This is a genomic window from Arthrobacter sp. yr096 (assembly GCF_900108925.1).
Lineage (GTDB): Bacteria > Actinomycetota > Actinomycetes > Actinomycetales > Micrococcaceae > Arthrobacter.
Map to the genome: position 1 here is coordinate 23,934 of NZ_FNYI01000006.1, position 17,312 is coordinate 41,245.

22 protein-coding genes and 3 tRNA genes are annotated in these 17,312 nt (G+C 62.0%); 8 read left to right on the forward strand and 17 right to left on the reverse strand.

Going from position 1 to position 17,312, the window contains the following annotated elements; all coding sequences use genetic code 11:
* The first annotated feature begins 25 nt into the window (after positions 1-25).
* From BMY91_RS15695 to BMY91_RS15705, 3 genes are all read left to right on the forward strand, one after another.
* Complete coding sequence (locus BMY91_RS15695) at positions 26-592, forward strand: HdeD family acid-resistance protein (protein WP_090823560.1); 567 nt, start codon at positions 26-28, stop codon at positions 590-592.
* A 73-nt stretch (positions 593-665) separates the two neighbouring features.
* A complete protein-coding gene (locus tag BMY91_RS15700; protein ID WP_090824055.1) occupies positions 666-1,472 on the forward strand; it encodes an exodeoxyribonuclease III in 807 nt (268 codons plus the stop codon).
* Between the two features lie 34 nt (positions 1,473-1,506).
* Entirely contained in the window at positions 1,507-2,418 is a 912-nt protein-coding gene (locus tag BMY91_RS15705) for a DUF8083 family protein (protein WP_090823561.1), read from the forward strand.
* A 114-nt stretch (positions 2,419-2,532) separates the two neighbouring features.
* Here BMY91_RS15705 and BMY91_RS15710 read toward each other — a convergent pair whose 3' ends face one another.
* From BMY91_RS15710 to BMY91_RS15730, 5 genes are all read right to left on the reverse strand, one after another.
* Positions 2,533-3,588, reverse strand: a complete 1,056-nt coding sequence (locus BMY91_RS15710; RefSeq protein ID WP_090823563.1) for a LacI family DNA-binding transcriptional regulator — start codon at positions 3,586-3,588, stop codon at positions 2,533-2,535.
* 128 nt (positions 3,589-3,716) lie between these two features.
* Complete coding sequence (locus BMY91_RS15715; protein WP_090823565.1) at positions 3,717-3,989, reverse strand: hypothetical protein; 273 nt, start codon at positions 3,987-3,989, stop codon at positions 3,717-3,719.
* Positions 3,986-4,870 carry a carbohydrate ABC transporter permease gene (locus BMY91_RS15720; RefSeq protein ID WP_090823568.1) on the reverse strand — a complete coding sequence of 295 codons (885 nt, stop codon included), beginning with the start codon at positions 4,868-4,870 and terminating at the stop codon, positions 3,986-3,988. The genes BMY91_RS15715 and BMY91_RS15720 overlap by 4 nt, the downstream gene beginning before the upstream one ends.
* Before the next feature lies 1 nt (position 4,871).
* Complete coding sequence (locus tag BMY91_RS15725; RefSeq protein ID WP_090823570.1) at positions 4,872-5,894, reverse strand: carbohydrate ABC transporter permease; 1,023 nt, start codon at positions 5,892-5,894, stop codon at positions 4,872-4,874.
* Positions 5,895-5,978: 84 nt separating this feature from the next.
* Positions 5,979-7,271 (reverse strand): ABC transporter substrate-binding protein, encoded by a 1,293-nt coding sequence (locus tag BMY91_RS15730; protein ID WP_090823573.1) that lies wholly within the window; start codon positions 7,269-7,271, stop codon positions 5,979-5,981.
* Between the two features lie 253 nt (positions 7,272-7,524).
* Between BMY91_RS15730 and BMY91_RS15735 the strand changes: the two genes are divergently transcribed.
* Positions 7,525-7,926: a helix-turn-helix domain-containing protein gene (locus BMY91_RS15735; RefSeq protein ID WP_090823575.1), complete on the forward strand. Its 402-nt coding sequence runs from the start codon at positions 7,525-7,527 to the stop codon at positions 7,924-7,926.
* Positions 7,927-7,939: 13 nt separating this feature from the next.
* On the opposite strand, the gene BMY91_RS15740 is transcribed toward BMY91_RS15735, so the two are convergent.
* From BMY91_RS15740 to BMY91_RS15775, 8 genes are all read right to left on the reverse strand, one after another.
* Positions 7,940-8,620 carry a DNA alkylation repair protein gene (locus tag BMY91_RS15740; RefSeq protein WP_090823576.1) on the reverse strand — a complete coding sequence of 227 codons (681 nt, stop codon included), beginning with the start codon at positions 8,618-8,620 and terminating at the stop codon, positions 7,940-7,942.
* Positions 8,621-8,738: 118 nt separating this feature from the next.
* On the reverse strand, positions 8,739-9,074 hold the full coding sequence (locus BMY91_RS15745) for a hypothetical protein (RefSeq protein ID WP_090823579.1): 336 nt from the start codon (positions 9,072-9,074) through the stop codon (positions 8,739-8,741).
* Between the two features lie 101 nt (positions 9,075-9,175).
* A complete protein-coding gene (locus tag BMY91_RS15750) occupies positions 9,176-9,787 on the reverse strand; it encodes a hypothetical protein (RefSeq protein WP_090823581.1) in 612 nt (203 codons plus the stop codon).
* Positions 9,784-10,431, reverse strand: a complete 648-nt coding sequence (locus BMY91_RS15755; RefSeq protein WP_090823583.1) for a DUF6286 domain-containing protein — start codon at positions 10,429-10,431, stop codon at positions 9,784-9,786. The genes BMY91_RS15750 and BMY91_RS15755 overlap by 4 nt, the downstream gene beginning before the upstream one ends.
* A complete protein-coding gene (locus tag BMY91_RS15760; protein WP_090823585.1) occupies positions 10,428-10,808 on the reverse strand; it encodes a hypothetical protein in 381 nt (126 codons plus the stop codon). Before BMY91_RS15760 ends, BMY91_RS15755 begins: the two co-directional genes overlap by 4 nt.
* Positions 10,805-10,996 (reverse strand): DUF2273 domain-containing protein, encoded by a 192-nt coding sequence (locus BMY91_RS15765; protein ID WP_026542624.1) that lies wholly within the window; start codon positions 10,994-10,996, stop codon positions 10,805-10,807. The genes BMY91_RS15760 and BMY91_RS15765 overlap by 4 nt, the downstream gene beginning before the upstream one ends.
* A complete protein-coding gene (locus BMY91_RS15770; protein ID WP_090823587.1) occupies positions 10,993-11,439 on the reverse strand; it encodes an Asp23/Gls24 family envelope stress response protein in 447 nt (148 codons plus the stop codon). The genes BMY91_RS15765 and BMY91_RS15770 overlap by 4 nt, the downstream gene beginning before the upstream one ends.
* Before the next feature lie 90 nt (positions 11,440-11,529).
* On the reverse strand, positions 11,530-12,036 hold the full coding sequence (locus tag BMY91_RS15775) for a hypothetical protein (RefSeq protein WP_090823589.1): 507 nt from the start codon (positions 12,034-12,036) through the stop codon (positions 11,530-11,532).
* A gap of 173 nt (positions 12,037-12,209) precedes the next feature.
* Here BMY91_RS15775 and BMY91_RS23510 point away from each other — a divergent pair, with 173 nt between their 5' ends.
* Entirely contained in the window at positions 12,210-12,881 is a 672-nt protein-coding gene (locus BMY91_RS23510; RefSeq protein WP_256212775.1) for a DUF6318 family protein, read from the forward strand.
* 2 nt (positions 12,882-12,883) lie between these two features.
* Positions 12,884-13,828, forward strand: a complete 945-nt coding sequence (locus BMY91_RS15785) for a hypothetical protein (RefSeq protein ID WP_256212776.1) — start codon at positions 12,884-12,886, stop codon at positions 13,826-13,828.
* 373 nt (positions 13,829-14,201) lie between these two features.
* Here the strand turns inward: BMY91_RS15785 and BMY91_RS15790 are convergent.
* From BMY91_RS15790 to BMY91_RS15800, 3 genes are all read right to left on the reverse strand, one after another.
* Positions 14,202-14,277, reverse strand: a tRNA-Phe gene (locus BMY91_RS15790).
* 46 nt (positions 14,278-14,323) lie between these two features.
* Positions 14,324-14,397: transfer RNA gene (locus BMY91_RS15795), tRNA-Asp, on the reverse strand.
* Positions 14,398-14,481: 84 nt separating this feature from the next.
* A tRNA-Glu gene (locus tag BMY91_RS15800) sits at positions 14,482-14,554 on the reverse strand.
* Positions 14,555-14,848: 294 nt separating this feature from the next.
* Here BMY91_RS15800 and BMY91_RS15805 point away from each other — a divergent pair.
* The gene (locus BMY91_RS15805) at positions 14,849-15,790 is read left to right on the forward strand and encodes a DMT family transporter (RefSeq protein WP_090823594.1); all 942 of its coding nucleotides are present in this window, start codon (positions 14,849-14,851) and stop codon (positions 15,788-15,790) included.
* On the opposite strand, the gene BMY91_RS15810 is transcribed toward BMY91_RS15805, so the two are convergent.
* Entirely contained in the window at positions 15,787-16,710 is a 924-nt protein-coding gene (locus tag BMY91_RS15810; protein ID WP_090823596.1) for a carbohydrate kinase family protein, read from the reverse strand. The genes BMY91_RS15805 and BMY91_RS15810 overlap by 4 nt on opposite strands.
* A gap of 90 nt (positions 16,711-16,800) precedes the next feature.
* Here BMY91_RS15810 and BMY91_RS15815 point away from each other — a divergent pair, with 90 nt between their 5' ends.
* Positions 16,801-17,310 carry a metallopeptidase family protein gene (locus BMY91_RS15815; RefSeq protein ID WP_090823598.1) on the forward strand — a complete coding sequence of 170 codons (510 nt, stop codon included), beginning with the start codon at positions 16,801-16,803 and terminating at the stop codon, positions 17,308-17,310.
* The last annotated feature ends 2 nt before the right edge of the window (positions 17,311-17,312 follow it).

Sequence of the window (17,312 nt, forward strand, 5' to 3'; positions counted from 1 at the left end):
ACGGGTGGTTGGTTACGCTGACCCTATGTCGGACGCAGCGGATCGCAAAATGTTCAAAACCCCCGGAACTGCTTTGCTGGTCCGGGGAGTCCTCGCCATCGTTTTTGGCCTGTTAATCGTTGCCTTGCCAAGCGCCACGGTATTCGTGGTGGTGGTCATGTTCGGAGTGTTCGCGATCATTGACGGCATCACCAGCGTGGCCCACTACTTCTATGATCCGGCGGGCCGTTCCCGTTGGACTGTGGCGGGCGGTTTTATCTCCATCGCCGCCGGCATCCTCGCCATTGCCTGGCCCGGGATCACGGCGGCAGCAATCGGCGTCCTCATCGGTTTGTGGGCTTTGGTGCTGGGTCTCTCTCAGATCATCCTGTCCCTCGCTGCCCGGGAGTTTGTCCGGGGCTGGGGCATCTGGTTCCTGACGGGCCTCCTCACCACCGTGTTCGGCATTATTGTCCTGGTCAATCCTGGCCTGGGATTCCTGGGCCTGGTGGGAATGCTGGCGGCCTTTGCCATCGTGACGGGCTTGTTGCTGATCGCCTCGGGCATCGGCCTGCGCAAACTGGCCCATTCGCAGCCCCTGTACGGTCACTGATCTTTGAACTCCGCCCGGCAGTAATCCTCCGTTGGGGGATGCGCTCAGCGCCAAGTTCGGTAAGTTAGTGGCTGTGAAGATAGCTACCTGGAATGTGAACTCCCTCCGTGCCCGTGCCGACCGCGTTGAAGCGTGGCTTGAGCGCAGCGACTGCGATGTCCTGGCCATCCAGGAGACCAAGTGCAAGGACGAGAACTTCCCGTGGGAGCTCTTTGAGCGCATGGGCTACGAGGTTGCGCACTTCGGTGTGAACCAGTGGAACGGTGTTGCCATTGCCTCCCGCGTTGGTTTGGACGACGTGGAGCGTACCTTCCTGGACCAGCCGGCGTTCGGCAAGGCCGGCAAGGATCCTGCCCAGGAAGCCCGCGCCATTGCCGCCACCTGCGGCGGCATCCGGATCTGGAGCCTCTATGTTCCCAACGGCCGTTCGCTGGACGACGAACACATGCCGTACAAGATCAAGTGGCTGGACGTCCTTCAGGGCCACGCCGCCGAATGGGTAAAGTCGGATCCCAAGGCCCAGATCGCCCTCATGGGTGACTGGAACATCGCCCCGTTCGACGACGACGTCTGGGACATCGAGCTCTTCCGCACCAATAACTACACGCACGTCAGCGAACCCGAACGCGCGGCCTTCCATGCGTTCGAGGCTGCCGGTTTCACCGACGTCGTCCGTCCCTACACACCTGGCCCCGGCGTCTACACCTACTGGGACTACACGCAGCTGCGCTTCCCCAAGAAAGAAGGCATGCGCATTGACTTCTGCCTGGCATCCCCGGAGCTGGCCGCACGCGTCACGGGTGCCTCGATTGACCGCGAGGAGCGCAAGGGCAAGGGCGCCTCGGACCACGCTCCCGTCATTGTGGAGCTCGCGGACTAAGTAAACGCTCACCGACGAAAGGGGCCGGCTGGACATGACTGGAAACCTGTACCGGGGCCAGGCGGGACTGCCGTTCTCTTCGTCGCTGCGCATATACGAGCCCCTTGAAGCCTTTCCGTCTGAGCAGCAGAGCCAGCTTGTGGCGGAGAGCGGCAGGATTGGTTCCCGGGCCGCCGTCGAAAATGCGGAGCTGCAAGCGTCGCTGGGTCGCATCACACGCTCAGGCGGCGACCCCTTCCCCACAGGCCGCACTGACCTGGTGCGCATGACGCGGGTTCCTCCCGGACGGCACGCTGCGCCCGGCAACGCCGCCAACGGAGCCGCCGGCGGCAAAGAAGCGGACGACGCCGGGCGGCTGCTTTACTGCCCCAGCCAACTGGTGATTCGGGCCGGTTTGGCAGCCAACGCGCTCATGGATGGCGTGCACAGTCCCCTGGCCGACCTCCTCATCCCCGTTTCGCAACGGGATAAGCATCAGGTCCGGATTGACCGCATCAATGCCGGGGAAGGCGCCAAGCGTGTGCATACCCGTGCCTCCACATGGGGAATCCCGTTCAGTTGGTTCTCGCTCTTCGCCGAGTCGGACCGCAAGGACGTTGTGGAATCCGAGGGGCGAATTCTTACCGTGCGGGTGTGGACGCCTTTAACAGAGGCACTGGACCGGGCGCGCTTCGCGGTGGCCCATTTGGCGCTGGCAGCACCAGACCTGGACATGCTCGACGACCTGACGCAGCTTACGGAGTGGCTGGAATTGTTCCATGTCCAGTCCATGGTGGAGCTGGACTACGGGGCTGTGGCTGACAAGGTCTACCCGGACGAGTCCCCCATGGATGTGCGCCTTGGCATCGAGTGCCTGGCCGAGGGCGACATGACCGGCGCGGCAGCGGCATACCGACGCCTTGCCTCGCGTTGGATTCCCATCCGGCAACTGGCCCGCGCTTCCTAGACTGGGGTGCGGTTCCTAGACTGCATTGTTCCGGCACCCGCATCGGTGCGCGCTAGCTGAGGGCACGGCGTCGGGCACGGCTGAGCGCTAACAATTAATCGGCGCGACGGCGGCTTACCGCCGGGATGGCGGCGCCGTTGTCTCGCGAACTATCAGCTTGTGGGGTGCAACCTGTGAGCGGACAGCCCCGGAGATCCCATCCAGCTCGTCCAGCAGCATCTTGGTGCCCAGCTCGGCCTGGTCATCAGGCCGTTGACCCACAGTCGTCAGACCCAGCGATGCGGAGAAGTCATGATCATCGATACCGATCACTGACAGGTCCTCCGGCACCCTGACGCCGTTGCGTCCGGCCTCGAAAATCACGCCCATGGCCATCTCGTCAGACGAGCAGAAAATCGCAGTGGGTTTGCGGCCGGGCTGGCTCCAGAGCCGGTTGAACGCCTGCTGACCGCTGGGAACAGTGAAATCGCCCCACTGGTCCCATTCCGGGCGGACTTCCAGGCCGGCGTCGGTCATTACCTCCTGGAAAGCCCGGATCCGCACGCGGGGAACGTCGAAGTTAAGGTCCGTTTCGTCGTCGCCGTGGAGCAACGCAATATCCGTGTGCCCCAAGTCCAATAGGTGCCGCACCGCCGTGGACGCGGCGTCGTAGTCGTTGATGCCAATGTAGGCGCAATCCTCAACGTGGCCGCCCACCACCACCAGCGGAATGTCGATCTTGTGGAGATGCTCGAGTTCCTCCTCGGTCAAGGACATGCAGAGCACCAGCAGGGCATCGATCTGCTTGTAGACCATGGTGGAACTGAAGAGCCGCTCACGGTTGCTGCCGTGGCCGCCGAGGTTGAACAGCGAAAGGTTGTACTTCCTGGAATGCAGTTCCCGGTCCGCGCCCTCAATAGCCTTGGAGAAGAACCACCGGCTGACGAACGGCGCCAGGACGCCAATGGTCCGCGTGCGGCCCGTCGCCAGGCCGGAAGCCGACGACGACGCTACATACCCCAGGGAGCTGGCTACCTCGAGGATCTTCTCGCGGGTTGCCGGGGAAACCCTGGGCAATCCCCTGACTGCCCGGGAGACGGTCGCCGTCGAGACGCCCGCCGCTGCGGCAACATCTTCAATGCTGACGCCAGCGTGGCCGCCGCGTTGGGACCGTTCGTTTGTTCTTGCCACTCAAGCCCCCTCAATAATGCATGCCGAAGCCGAGGGCTCGTTCCCGGACGGCACGTCCCAGCCTAATCCGCGTGTGTCCCCTTCGCCGACTTCGCGCAGGTTATTGCGTCACCCAACTCCCCTGTGGTTCAACTGAGGCGCCGTGAAGTCCTCCTGGGCAGCTTTTTACGCAGACGCAGCATTCCCCAGAGCGCCAGGACAATGGCCAGAAGACCCAAAGCCCATCCGACGGCCGGTTGGCCCGTGACTTCCATGACGATGGTTGTCACCAACAGGACCAGCGCCCAGAAACCCAGGAAACCGATGATGATGTCGAAGTCCTCGGCGGACCGGACACGCTTGGTGTCCGGATCCGCTTTCCTGGTGGAGGCGTCCCGTCTTCCGCCAGCCGAACCACTCACTTGACAGCACCCGCCGTCAGGCCGGCAACGATCTTCCGTTGGAACACAAGAACCAGGATCACCAAGGGAATGGTGACCACCGTACCTGCAGCCATGACAGCTGTGTAGGGTTCCTGGTGCGGTTGGGCACCGGCGAAGTACGCGATGGCCACCGTGACGGTCTTCGTCGCGTCGTTGGACAGCTGGCTTGCAATCAAGAACTCGTTCCATGATGCGATGAACGCGAGGATTGCTGTGGTGAAGGTGGCGGGAGCTGCCAGGGGCAGGATGACCTTGCGGAATGCTTGCCCTTGCGTGCAGCCATCGATGCGCGCCGCTTCTTCAAGCTCCCACGGCATTTCGCGGAAGAACGAGGTCAACGTATACACGGTCAGCGGAAGCACGAAGGAGATATTCGGGATGATCAGGGCCTGATAAGTACCGAACCAGCCGATGTTGGTAAACAACTGGAACAGCGGGGTTACCAAGGCAACGCCGGGGAACATGGAAGCTCCCAGGATGAAGCCCAGGACAACGAACTTGAACCGGAAGTTCAGCCTGGCCAGTGCGTAGGCGGCGAACACGCCCACTACCAACGCGACAACAGTAGTCACCGCGCCCACGATCAGGCTGTTCAACAGGTTCTTGCCGAAGTGGTTGCCCAGGCTCTCATCGAACACGGTGGTGAAATTATCCCAGGTCACGTGGGTGAAGAACGGGGTGGTGTCGAAGGTGTATCCGACTTCCCTGAAGGCCGTGACAACCATCCAGTAGAACGGGGCCAAGCACCAGACCAGGATGATGACTGCGCTGATGTAGGTGCGGAATGATCCCCAGTTGAACGGGCGTTTCGGACGCTCCGTCCGTTCGGTTGAAGTCCTCGAAGCTGTGGCTGTGCTCATCTCACTTGGCCTTTCCGGACGTTGTGGCGGCATCGACTGCATTTGCCCCGAGGAACCGGACAAAGATGAAGGCCACCAGGAAGATCACTATGAACGTAATAGTGGATAGCGCCGCAGCGGTATTGAATCCTTGCCGGATCTGCTGCACCACCAAAATGGAGAGCGTGGTGGTGCCGTTGGCACCCTGGGTCATGATGGCCGGGAGGTCGTACATGCGCAGGGCGTCCAGCACGCGGAACAGGATAGCCACCATAAGGGCCGGCTTTACTAAAGGCAGCGTGATCAGACGGAATCGCTGCCACGTGGAAGCGCCGTCCACCTTTGCTGCCTCATAGACTTCGTCCGGAATCAGCTGCAGGCCTGCAAGGATCAGCAAGGCCATGAAAGGAGTGGTCTTCCAGACATCGGCAATGATGATGGCCCACTTGGCGGGCCATTCAGAACCCGTCCAGAGAATCTGCGTGCCAAAGAGTTTGTTGGCAATGCCTTCGAAAGCGAAGATGAAGAACCAGAGCTTGGCGGTGACAGCCGTCGGGATGGCCCATGGCACCAGGACGGCCGCGCGGATCAGGCTACGTCCGCGGAAAGCGCGCGCCATGATGATCGCCATCCAGAAGCCCAGGACAGTCTCAAATGCCACCGTGACCACGGTGAAGAAGAACGTTGTACCCATGGAGTCCCAGAACTGGGCTCCCAAGGTACCGGGAGGACAGGCCACCGTGCCGCCGCCCGGCGCCGTGCACTGCTGCAAAAGCCAGTGGATGTAGTTATCAAAGCCGGCCGGTCCGCCTTCGGAGAAAAAGCCCGTGGCCGGATCCAGGCCGGAGTCCTTTTGGAAGGACATGACGATCGCGTTGATCACCGGGTAGATGATCACGATCGCCAACAGGATCAGTGACGGCGCCAGAAGCGTGTACGCCCACCGCCCTTGGGTGACTTGCTTCCGGTCGGCACTTTCGCGACCGGGCAGCCTGTGCCCGGCAGCCGCCGTCGTGGTCTGCGGTTTTTCAAGTTCTGTTGACATGTCAAGACTCCTGTCAGGGAGAAGGCCGTCGCCGACAGTCCGGCCGCCCGTCAGCTACGGGCGACCGGACCACGGCACGGATGGTTACTTTGCTCCGGCCGACTCAATTGCCTTCTGCATGTCGGAGATTGCCGTATCTACGGTCTTCTCTCCCTTGAGGGCTGCATAGGCGTTGTCCTGGACAGCCTTGGTCACTGCCGGGTAGAACGGCGTCACGGGACGCGGAACCGCGTTCTCGATGGACGTCTTCAGGACCGGCAGGTACGGCAGCTTGGCTACGAGTTCCTGATCGTCATACAGCTTGGTCAGCACCGGAGCCAGCGAACCTTGGGTTGCGTAGAACCGCTGGGTCTCTTCACTGGCGATGTACTTGATGAAGTCCGTCACCGTGGCCTTGTTCTTGGAGTAGACGCTCATGGCGATGTTGTGACCGCCCAGCGAGGAGGCGCCGGGGCCGTCCTTGCCCGGAAGCGGGGCCATCTTGAACGTGTCCTTCACTGTGGAGGAGCCGTCAGTCTTGGCCAGGTTGTAGACGTAGGGCCAGTTGCGGTGGAACAGCAGTTTGCCGGCTTCAAACGCCTGGCGGCCTTGTTCCTCCTGGAAGGTGATGGCCTCAGTGGGGATGTTGCCGTCCTTGTAAGCGTTGACCAGGTTGGTCAGGCCGGCCTTCGCCTCATCGGAATTCACGGCCGCCTTGCCGGAGTCGTCAACAATCTTGCCGCCGGCTGAGTTGATGGCCTCCGCAGCGTTAACAGTCAGGCCCTCGTACTTCTGGAACTGGCCTGCGTAGCAGCCGATGTTGTTCTGCTTGGCGATCTCGCACATGCCCATCATCTCGTCCCAGGTCTTGGGAGGGTTGGGCACGAGGTCGCCACGGTAGTAGAGGATGCCGCCGTCAGAGCTCTGCGGTGCGGCGTACAGCGTGTTGTTGTACGTGGCGCTCTTCACGGTGGACTCAAGCATGCCATCCGTGGAAATTGCGGTCTTGTCCTTGAGTGGCTGGAGCCATCCCTTGGCTGCGAACTCCGCAACCCAAATGAGGTCCACGCTCATGACGTCGTAGTTGGTGTTCTTGGCCTGGAAGTTCTGAACAAGGTCATCGTGCTGCTGGTCAGCTTGGTCCGACTGCTCCTTGAACGTCACCTTCTCATCCGGGTGCGCGGCGTTCCACTTCTCGATGAGCGGCCTGACAACGTTGCTGTTGTCCTTGCCTTGGACATAGGTGATCGGCCCGCGGCCGTCAAGGTTGTTGGCTGCGTCGCCGGAGGCACCACCGGAGCTGGTGCTTCCACCTCCCCCGCCGCCACCACAGGCAGTCAGGGACATAGCCAGGACTCCGGCAATGGCCGCCGGAAGCAGGAATTTTTTGGATTTCATGCTGGGAACTCCTCGGTGAGTGGACCAGGTTTTTCCGCGGTGCGGTTATGTGGTGAGCCTCACATTAGTCACGGGGAGGGCGGAAATGCAAGCGCTTACACGCACCGTGACCACAACGATACCAAGTAGCCTGCCTGTTTTCATGAAGGGTCGTCCGCTCGACTGCACGGGCGACATTTTGCCCCGGCCATTCAGTGCGGATCAGCGCTTCCCGATTTGTTTACCCAGTGTTGCCTATGGAAAAGTAGGAAGCGTGGATGAACTTGAAGCACTACAGACCATCGGCCGCCTGATCAAAGAGGAACGCTTGGCCCAAGGTCTGAGCCAGGTGCAGTTGGCCAAGCAGGCAGGGACCGCCATCAAGACAGTCCGGACGCTGGAATCAGGGACGCGGCGCACGCAGGAAATCAACCAGCGCAAACTTGAGCACGCCCTGGGCTGGCGGTCCGGTTCGGTCTCTGAAGTCCTTAAGGGCAAGTCCACCTTCGCGCCGGACATGATCACCCCCGATGACATGCGCTCCAGCGACGAAGCGCGGCAAGGGCCGCCCCGTGTCACCGTTCCCGCTGCGCCCATTGCCCGGGCATCGCACCTCTCCGACGAAGAACTCCTCGCCGAGCTCACGTACCGGATGATGCACCGCAACCGGGGCTAGGCCGCGCTGGGAGTCAGCCCTTGCGTCGCACCATCTCGTTGATCCAGCTTGGCGCGAAAGGCGACGTGCAGTTGGGCGGCGTGGGGTAATCCTTAAGGACTTCCAACCGCTCGCCAATGTCCAGTGCCCTGGCCCGATGCTCCGGGAATTCGATCCCAATCTGCGCCAGGCAATGGTTCATGGCCCATTGGAGGCGTTCCGGAGCGTCTTTCATGCTGGCTTCGATGATGTCCAGCAGCTGATCCAGGTGCAAACCTTCAGGCTTCTTGACCACACGCTCAGACGTCAGGGCCCAGCCTGCGCTTGCCACCACCGGATCAGGATCAGTGAACCACGCCACCCGGAGTTCCTCCGAGTGGGGACTCTTCTTCACTACATAGTTCACCAGCCAGTCATGCACTTTGGGAGTTCGTGCTTCCCGCAGCATGGTGTCCAATTCGTCGCGTTCAAACTCCTTGGGACGGCAGATCAGGAGTGACAGCAACTTGGCGGCGGTGTCACCGGTGTCCCAGAGCTCGCGTGAAAGATCCTGCTGGATCTTCAGCCTCTTGGCGACAGCACGGAGTTTGCTGAGATTCACTCCATGGTCGTCACCGTGCTTTTCGTTCACTTCGCGTGCCCGGGGTTCCTCCAAGGTGGCCAGTTCCGCCATGATGTCGGCCACCGTTGTTTCGAGCACCGTTGTTCCAGCCACTGGGGTCTCCTGTCCATCGCCTGTTCTGAAGTCAGGCTACCCGCTCAGGGCAACAGAACGGCAGCCCGCTGCTGCGAACTGCCGTCCCTCTGTCTGCTCTTTCAGTGGTGCGTGAAAACTACTTCTCACCCTTGAACAGACCGGCGATCTTCGATCCCAAGCCCTTGACGTTTTCGGCCACGTCGCCGGCAATTTCCTTTGACTTTTCCGCAACGTCACCGGCCAATTCCTTGGCATTCTCTCCAACATCGCCGGAGAAGAATTCCTTGACGTTCTCAGCGGCGTCACCGGCAAACTCTTTGACATTCTCTGCAGCATCGCCCGCAAATTCCTTGACGTTTTCCACTGCGTCGCCAGCAAATTCCTTGACGTTCTCCAAGGCTTCGCCAGCGGCATCCTTGGCATTTTCCGCCGCGCCGTTGACCGCTTCGGCTCCCGTGGTCTCTTCGCTCATGGTGCTCTCCTTTGTGACGGTTGGATCTGTGACAGTTCGTGCCAAAGGAAGTTATCCCCCTTTGGATTCAACTTATGGTCTTGGGTTCGGATTCTGCAATATCACCGGACACGTTCCGCCTTAGTGAAGCGGGACCGTGCCCCGGAAACCATGTGCACCAGCACTGGCGTCTTCTGCCCAATCACTAAATCCATCGCTTCAACAAGCTGTGACACCTCGGCCGCAAGAAGGTGTGGAGCTACACCCTGCCTCGGCTGAATGCGTATGCGCAGGCCCGGCCGGCCTTTGACTTCATACGTTGCCACGGAGGCGCCGGCGAGGTCGGTGCGCTCGGCCAGGGCTGCCCGGAGCGCCTGTTCTGCGACGCCACCGCCGATGCGCACCTCGCCATCAATGTCACTGTCGTCATCGCTGGCCACCAGGAGGTTGGCGCGGCCCTTGCCCTGCTGCGACAGCCACGCGATCATCGCGATGATGATGGCCACCAGGATCAATCCGGCCACAATCCACAGCCAACTCTCTTCGCGGCCGGGGAAACGGGTTTGTCGGAAGGCATTTTCCGCCCCCGCCCAGACGGCTGCGGACCAGCCATGCCACCACGCCGCCACTGCAGGCACAGTGGCCAACAGCACCAGCAGGAGACCAACAGCCAGAAGCTTCACACCAATAATGAACAGCAGCACACGGTTGACGGCACGCGGTGTTCCGTTCATGCCCCGATCACCCCTGACGACGCCAGATTGACCCGAACAGCAGGCATCGGAACCGGGGACATTTCCTCCAGTTCAGCCTGAACCGCAGCCAGCACGGCTTCTTCGCTGACGCGGCTGCCGGACGTGGGCCGCACGTTGACCACCACAAGTTGCCGCGAAACAACCACCATCACCTGTTCCTGAGTAACGTTCGCGGCAGTTCGCGCACGACGCGCCAGTGCGGAGGCAAGTACCTCGTCATCAACCACGACGGCGGTTCGTGCGTCCCGGAGCAGGTGGCGGGCACGCCTGCCCGGAAGCACGGCGTGGAGGAGGAAAAACAGTCCCACCATGGCAATGACCGCGCCGCTCGCGCCCAGCAGCAGGGGAGAAATCCCCTCCGGCAGGGCAATGATGCGCGGAGCGGCGGTGGTGGGATCGATGAGCCAGGGTGGCTGTCCAATGGCCCGCACACCTGCCTCCAGCAGGGCGTAAACGCATAGGACAATCACCAGGACGGCGGCGATCACGGCAGCACCGGCCCGGGACGAATGCGTCTCACGGCGGAGAATGCGGCTCATTCCGGGGTCTTCACCGGCCACCGGGCTGTCGCCTGTGGTGATGTCCGGAACATCCATTTGTTGCGTTTCCTGATCTTGTGTCACTGAACGCGGCCTCCCTCCGTGACGTGCGCTCCGCTGATCCTGATGTCCACCCGGCTGAGTTGCGATCCGCTGAGCCGGGTGACCGTCTCCAGCACGGTGGCCTTGGCAGCTACTGCGCGATCCCAGATCGATCCACCGAAGCCCTGGACCCGTTGCGGATCGCGGAGGACTTCCGTTAAAGCCGGGATGCTGATGGGTGCCACGATCGACAAAGCCAGCAGGCCGTCGTCGTCCGCCCAATCAGCACGGATGTCGCTGGCCGCAACGCCGAGAGCTTCGGCGGCAGCCGCGCGGGCCAACGATGTCAAAGCCTGGGTACTGATCCGGTTGTGGCCGGCCAGGCTGGTGGTGGATTCCACAGCCTCAGCCACGCTCATGACGAAGAGCGCCGGCCCGTAATGGCGTCCAGGACGCTGCGGAGGTCCAGTTTTCCATCAGCCGCCCGGCCCAGCAGCGCACCTATGCCCATGAACAGCAGCGAAATAAGGAAACCCCACAGCCCGAACGAGAAGGACATGAACGCCACAAAGGCGCCAATCGCGATTCCCACCACGGTCATGCTCACTGGAGAGCCTCCCTTTCGACGAGGACAGACTTGCTGCCCACCGGTTTGGCGGGCGGGGCAACATAGACGTCGTTGATCTCGATGTTGACTTCGATAACCTGTAGCCCTACGAGCTCTTCAACCGCCCGGTAAACAGCCGCGCGGACCTGGTTGGCAACGTGATGCAAGGGATGTCCATAGAGGGCAACCAGGTTGATGTCCACAGCCACTTGGGTTTCGCCGACTTCGGCGCGGACACCTGCCGCGTGGTCCGAGCTGCCGACGGCGTCGCGAATCGCGCCCAGCGCACGGGACGGACCCGACCCCAAGGAATAGACACCCGGCACGGTGCGCGCAGCGATCCCCGCTACTTTGGCCACGGCCGCCTCGGAGATGATGGTGCGTCCAGTACCCAGGATCTCGTCCCCAGGCACGGGATCAAGCTGCACGTTCTGGTCTTCCATGGAGCACTCCCCTTCTCTTGAGTACCACCCTAGCGTCTAGCTCCGACGCTTTGGGAGAAGCGTCCGGCCAGAGGGGAGTGCGCGCGGCGGCTACTTGCAGTTCTTATCCATCCAGTCCTGGATGGGCTTCATGAGCTCCTCGAACTTTCCATCGCCGTACTTACTGAAGTCCGAGCCCGCGGACTCCGTAAACGCCCGCAGCTTCTCGAACGCGGGCTTCAATTCGTCAGGTACTTTGCCCTGCATTTGGGACAATTCCTGCTTGGCTTTTTCGATGTCATCAGGATTGCCGCCCACCAGTCCCGCCAACGGGAGGATAGTGAGGCTCAGCATGGTGGCGCTCACGGACAAGCAGGCTTCCGACATCGACGTGAATTCGCCGTAAACTCCCCCGGTTCCCGTGGTTGCCTCCGGGCTTGCTGCACTGGGAGTGGCTGAGCTTGTCCCCACTTCCGCCGCGGGCGCCTCCGCCGACGCACTGGGCGTGGACTGGGCGACGGGCGTCGGAAGGGAACAGGCGCTCAGCGTGAGGGCAGCGACCAGAAGGGCCAGGGGCAGGAGCCGCCCGGGCGTGCGAGTTCGTGTTTTCGTGATCATGGTTCCCCCGATGGATGCGTACGATGACGAGCCGGCGAGGCAAGAATACGCCCAACCCCTTGCCCTGAACAGAGGTGGGTTATCCACAAGGCCCAATTCCTGACTGGGTTGCCCTCCTTTGCCCCACCTAGACTGGCCGACACACCGCCACAACAGCTGCTGGGGAGCCTGTCATGCCAAGCGCCACTTTTGCCCTCTATCCACGTGCTCGCGCCCGTACTGCAGCGGCTTTCGCCGGCGCTGCCTTGCTGCTGGCAGGTTGCCAGGGCGGCTCCGCTCCAGGCGGATCACCCTCCGCCACGAACTCGACGACGACGTCACCCACCTCAAGCGTCTCGGTCTCTGATGCTTCCCCCAGCCCCACCGCGTCGCCCGCATACAAACCCGCGGACGCGACCGGGAAAGCCCAGAACGTGCCCGTTCCCGTGATGCCCGAGCTGGCAAAGGAGAATTCGAAGGCGGGGCTGGAGGCGTTTATTGGGTATTGGTACGCGACTTTCTCGTACGCAACAGAAACCGGGAATCTGGGTCCTTGGATGGACACAACCGATACGGCCATCCCCGTCGCCGCCGCATATAAAGAAGCTGTGGAGCGCAACTACGCCCAGGGAAGGTGGATGGTCGGGGGAAGGATTTCGACGCCGGTTGTCGACGTTCTATGGGCGGATGGAGCAAGCATCCAAGAGGCCAAAGTTCAGGTCATTCAAAGTGAGACCAGCTACCACAATGCCGATGGGACGATAAGCAGCGAGTCCACTCCGGCATCCAACATAGCCGAGGCCGTCTTTACCAAATTCACAGAAGGAGCTTGGCAGGTTACTGACAACGGAATGATTGTTGGCTAGGCATGACGACTTTTCGCCTCGGTGTCCTCATTCTCCTCCTCATCACGCACTGGGGTTTCGCGGTGCCGGCCGATACTCCGACCGACGATGGTGGGCCCATCACTGTTGGCCGAAGTGAAACAGCGATTCGCGTCGGCGGCACCTTCATATTCAACCCAGAAACAGGAAAGTCGGAGCCGACCCCAGGGACATCGCCCACCGTCGTTGACCCGAATCAGTACAAGGCAGACACGCACTGCCGCGCGGACGGACCCGATACCAAGGACCCCGGCTGTGATGCCCTCCAGTGTCCCCCGAACACAGCCGGCGGTGAAGAAGGTACCCCGGTGATCTGGAAAGAGGCACCCAAAGCGATCACCAACCCCGGCTGGACCGATTGGATCCCCGTCAGTGGACCTACCTGCCTCTACGACCCCGAACCCGGGAACGTCCTGGCCGACATCGCCGCCCGGATCATCAACGACTTCCGCCAACTACCCGTCAACCCCGGCACGTTGGAAGCCCAACCCTTCCCCCACACCCTCAAAGGCGGACCCACCAACTTCTACACCACCGCCACCGAACAAGCCTTCAACCTCACCATCCTCGGCCAAACCGTCCACCTCACCGCAACACCCACCAGCCACAGCTACACCTACGGCGACGGCGCCACCCTCGGCCCCACACCAACAACCGGCTACCCCATCTCCGAAGCCGAATGGCTCACCAACGCGACGCGCACCAGCCACAGCTACACAGAAACCGGCAACTACCAAGCCGCCGTCACCACAAGTTTCACCGGCACCTACTCCGTCAACAACGGCCCACCACTACCCGTCAACGGCACCCTGGACATCACCACACCCGCCAAAACCATCCACGTCTGGAAAACAGAAAAAGCACTCGTCGCCGACACCTGCGAACAAAACCCCAACTCCTGGGGCTGCCCCGGCACTGCACCCAAATGACCAACAACCCAAAGAACCCGTACCGCCACCACCCACTTCGATCACCACCTCCCATCGACACACCCAAACAGGCGGCGCGTCGAGGCCACCCACGACGCAAAGTAGGTGGCGCGGCTCATACACCACGTGCGCAAGACCGCAGGAGAACCGGAAAAGGCAGAAGCGGTAGGGACCCGTACCGTCGACACACCAAAAGAGGCGGCACGTCCAGGGGATTCGTGAACGCAAAATAGCTCGTGAGCGCGGCACCGACGGGAATCCGCCAGACAACCGCGGCGGCCAACAACCCGCCGGAGAGCTCGGGTTGGAGAAGAGCCAGGAAGCACGGGTTAAAGAAGAAAAGCACCAGTTCCGAAGAACTGATGCTTCCCAGTGGTGGCTCCGACCGGCGTCGATCCGGTGACCTTTCGATTTTCAGTCGAACGCTCTACCAACTGAGCTACAGAGCCTAGGTGACATGTCACCTTGAGAACCGAATTTCTTCGGCGCTCAGAGCGACCCTGACGGGACTTGAACCCGCGACCTCCGCCGTGACAGGGCGGCGCGCTAACCAACTGCGCTACAGGGCCTTGCGTTTGCAGTATCTCTACCGCGTTTTTTTCAAGGCTTCTAGCTTACCAGACTTTTTTCATCCGATTTACCACTTCCTTGCGTACCCCCAACGGGATTCGAACCCGTGCCGCCGCCGTGAAAGGGCGGTGTCCTAGGCCGCTAGACGATGGGGGCCTGAACTCAATTCGGATTTTGCAAGGAAAAGCGACGCTTTACGCGTTCTTTCCGTGTCTCGCTCGTCCGAACTGGACTCTAAAACTTTAGAGCATAGATGGCGATATTCCCAAATCGAGGTCTATGAGCCCTTCCGCACCCCGCCCGACGCGCACCGAGGGGCGACATCCCACCCCGGCATCCCACTCCAAAAAGGGTCCGGAAACGGCGGCCCGCTCAACATTGGCAGGATCTTGCCCTGACGCGTCCGAAAACCGCCAGCCGCTCCCGCCCCGCCACGGCTAGATTGTGTCTATGACAACCACCACCCCGGCCGAACCCGGCCAGCCTTCCCCGGACCTGCCTCCGCGCATCACCCCCGCGCCGGCGGCAGCCATCAGCAAACTCGGCATCGCCGCCGTCATTGTCACCGTCGTGCTTTGGGCTTCGGCGTTTGTGGGCATCCGCGCGGTGGGACCCAGTTTCTCCCCTGGCTCCTTGACGCTCGGGCGGCTGGCCGTGGCCGCCGTCGTGCTTGGCATCGTGGTGCTGCCGACCCTGAAGGTCTGGCCGAAGGGCCGGGAATGGCTACCGATCGTGGCCTACGGGGTGATGTGGTTCGGCGGTTACAACGTTGCGTTGAACGCCGCGGAGCACATGCTCGACGCGGGTACCAGCGCCATGCTGATCAACGTCTCGCCCATCTTGATCGCGATTCTGGCCGGAATCTTCCTCAAGGAGGGCTTCCCTAAGTGGCTGCTGATTGGCAGTGCGGTGGCGTTCTGCGGCGTAGCGATGATCGCCCTGGGTTCCGGGCAGCGCTCGACGGCGGATGTCGCCGGGGTGCTGCTGTGCTTGCTTGCCGCTGTGCTCGCCTCAGTGAGCGCGATCCTGCAGAAACCCGTGCTGCGGAAGTTCACGGCCGGGCAGGCGACGTGGTTCGGCATCATGGTTGGCGCGGTCTGCTGCCTGCCGTGGACAGGCCAGCTGGTCTCCGAAGTCCAGGCAGCACCGCTCCCCGCAACGCTGGGCTTGGTCTATCTGGGCATCTTCCCCACCGCCATCGCCTTCACCACATGGGCATACGCACTGTCCCTGATTTCGGCTGGCAAGCTGGCCGCCACGACGTACCTGGTGCCCGGCACCACCATCCTGATTTCCTGGGCTGTCCTCCAGGAGGTTCCCACCATTTGGGGACTGATCGGTGGCGTGGTGTGCCTGATCGGTGTCGGCTTGACCCGGCGCCGCAGCCGCTAGCGGGCCATTCCCGCCAGGAGTTCGCGGTGCGTGGGCGGGTTGGCGCCCGGGCGGCCAACAGTGATGGAAGCGGCCATGGAGGCAATGGTGCCGATCCGTTCCAATACGGTGGGCGCCAGGCCATCGCTGCCACGGAGCAGCAGCCCCATGATCAGCGCCGACATGTAGGAATCACCTGCGCCGATGGTGTCCGCAACGGTCGACGGGACGGCGGGAACCCTGAGCTGTATGTGGCGAGTGGCCATCAAGGAGCCCATGGCACCCTGGGTCATTACGGCCAGAGTGGTACCAAGCGACAAAAGGTGGCTTGAGATATCCTCCAGCGCCTTGCCCGGGTACAGCCAGTGGGCGTCCGAGGCACTCATCCTGACGACGTCGGTGAGTGGCACTATCTCTTCGAACAGCGAGAGCGCCTCGTGGTGGCTGCCCAGCAGATCGGTGCGGATATTGGGATCGTAGGTGACCATGCACCCACCCTGCGCCTGTTCCAACAGGCTCCTGACAACCCCGGCCCCTGGCTCCAGGAACGTGGCGATGGATCCCGTATGCAGGATCCGCGGCGCATAGGGCAGGACCAGCGGGGCCAGCGCCCACTCGATGTCAAAGGTGTAGTCGGCCGAACCGTCGGCAGCGATCCTGGCTGTCGCCGTCGCCGTCTTTCCCATCGACTTCGATCCCGGCAGCAGCACTACACCCGCGCTGTGAAGGTGCGCTGCGATGGCGTCGCCCCGCTGGTCCTTTCCGATGGCCGTCAACAGGCCGGCTTTGACGTCCAGGCGGCCAAGGCCGTAGGCAACATTGGCGGGCGATCCGCCCGGATATTCGGCCTGGCCGGCGGGCGACTGCACAATGTCGATCAGCGCCTCACCCACCACGACGACGTCGAGCGGCTCAGGCATCAGGGAAGGGGAGGAAGTCATGCGGTTCCTGTGTCTGTCGAAAAGGGATTGTGTTCAGTATCCCTCATCACACACAGAGCCAATACTGCCGCCGCAGACTAAAGTCGAGTCATGCCCGCGAATCTTCCTCCCGGCCTCCCCATCGTTCCCGACGGCGACCTTCCTTCGTCCCCGCTCCGGGAACGGAATGCGGTGCACAGCCCCGTTGAGCAGGCTCCGGGTGACCCCGTTGAAACGGCCGGCTTTGCGGGCCCTTTCGAGATGTCCCCCGAGGACTTTGAGGAAGCGGTCAGTGACGCCCTGCAGCTGATCCCGCCCAAGGCCGCCGGCGCCATGGACAACGTGGCGATCTTCATCGAGGACGACTACACGCCGCAACCCGGCGAGGACCCGGGCACAGTGCTTTTGGGACTTTACGAGGGCGTTCCCCTGACGGAGCGCGATTCGTGGTGGGACGCCGGATCCCTGCCGGACCGGATCACCATCTTCCGCCAGCCCATCCTGAACATCTGCAGTACCCGCCAGGAAGTGATCGATGAGGTGGCCATCACCGTGGTCCATGAGATAGCTCACCATTTTGGGATAGACGACGACCGCCTGCACGAGCTCGGCTGGGGCTAGCC

Excerpts from the sequence above, each read along its gene's own strand:
- BMY91_RS15695 (WP_090823560.1), top strand. The coding sequence starts at position 26 with ATGTCGGACGCAGCGGATCGCAAAATGTTCAAAACCCCCGGAACTGCT.
- BMY91_RS15705 (WP_090823561.1), top strand. The coding sequence starts at position 1,507 with ATGACTGGAAACCTGTACCGGGGCCAGGCGGGACTGCCGTTCTCTTCG.
- BMY91_RS15720 (WP_090823568.1), bottom strand. The coding sequence starts at position 4,870 with ATGAGCACAGCCACAGCTTCGAGGACTTCAACCGAACGGACGGAGCGT.
- BMY91_RS15725 (WP_090823570.1), bottom strand. The coding sequence starts at position 5,894 with ATGTCAACAGAACTTGAAAAACCGCAGACCACGACGGCGGCTGCCGGG.
- BMY91_RS15730 (WP_090823573.1), bottom strand. The coding sequence starts at position 7,271 with ATGAAATCCAAAAAATTCCTGCTTCCGGCGGCCATTGCCGGAGTCCTG.
- BMY91_RS15745 (WP_090823579.1), bottom strand. The coding sequence starts at position 9,074 with ATGAGCGAAGAGACCACGGGAGCCGAAGCGGTCAACGGCGCGGCGGAA.
- BMY91_RS15750 (WP_090823581.1), bottom strand. The coding sequence starts at position 9,787 with ATGAACGGAACACCGCGTGCCGTCAACCGTGTGCTGCTGTTCATTATT.
- BMY91_RS15760 (WP_090823585.1), bottom strand. The coding sequence starts at position 10,808 with ATGAGCGTGGCTGAGGCTGTGGAATCCACCACCAGCCTGGCCGGCCAC.
- BMY91_RS15770 (WP_090823587.1), bottom strand. The coding sequence starts at position 11,439 with ATGGAAGACCAGAACGTGCAGCTTGATCCCGTGCCTGGGGACGAGATC.
- BMY91_RS15775 (WP_090823589.1), bottom strand. The coding sequence starts at position 12,036 with ATGATCACGAAAACACGAACTCGCACGCCCGGGCGGCTCCTGCCCCTG.
- BMY91_RS23510 (WP_256212775.1), top strand. The coding sequence starts at position 12,210 with ATGCCAAGCGCCACTTTTGCCCTCTATCCACGTGCTCGCGCCCGTACT.
- BMY91_RS15785 (WP_256212776.1), top strand. The coding sequence starts at position 12,884 with ATGACGACTTTTCGCCTCGGTGTCCTCATTCTCCTCCTCATCACGCAC.
- BMY91_RS15805 (WP_090823594.1), top strand. The coding sequence starts at position 14,849 with ATGACAACCACCACCCCGGCCGAACCCGGCCAGCCTTCCCCGGACCTG.
- BMY91_RS15810 (WP_090823596.1), bottom strand. The coding sequence starts at position 16,710 with ATGACTTCCTCCCCTTCCCTGATGCCTGAGCCGCTCGACGTCGTCGTG.
- BMY91_RS15815 (WP_090823598.1), top strand. The coding sequence starts at position 16,801 with ATGCCCGCGAATCTTCCTCCCGGCCTCCCCATCGTTCCCGACGGCGAC.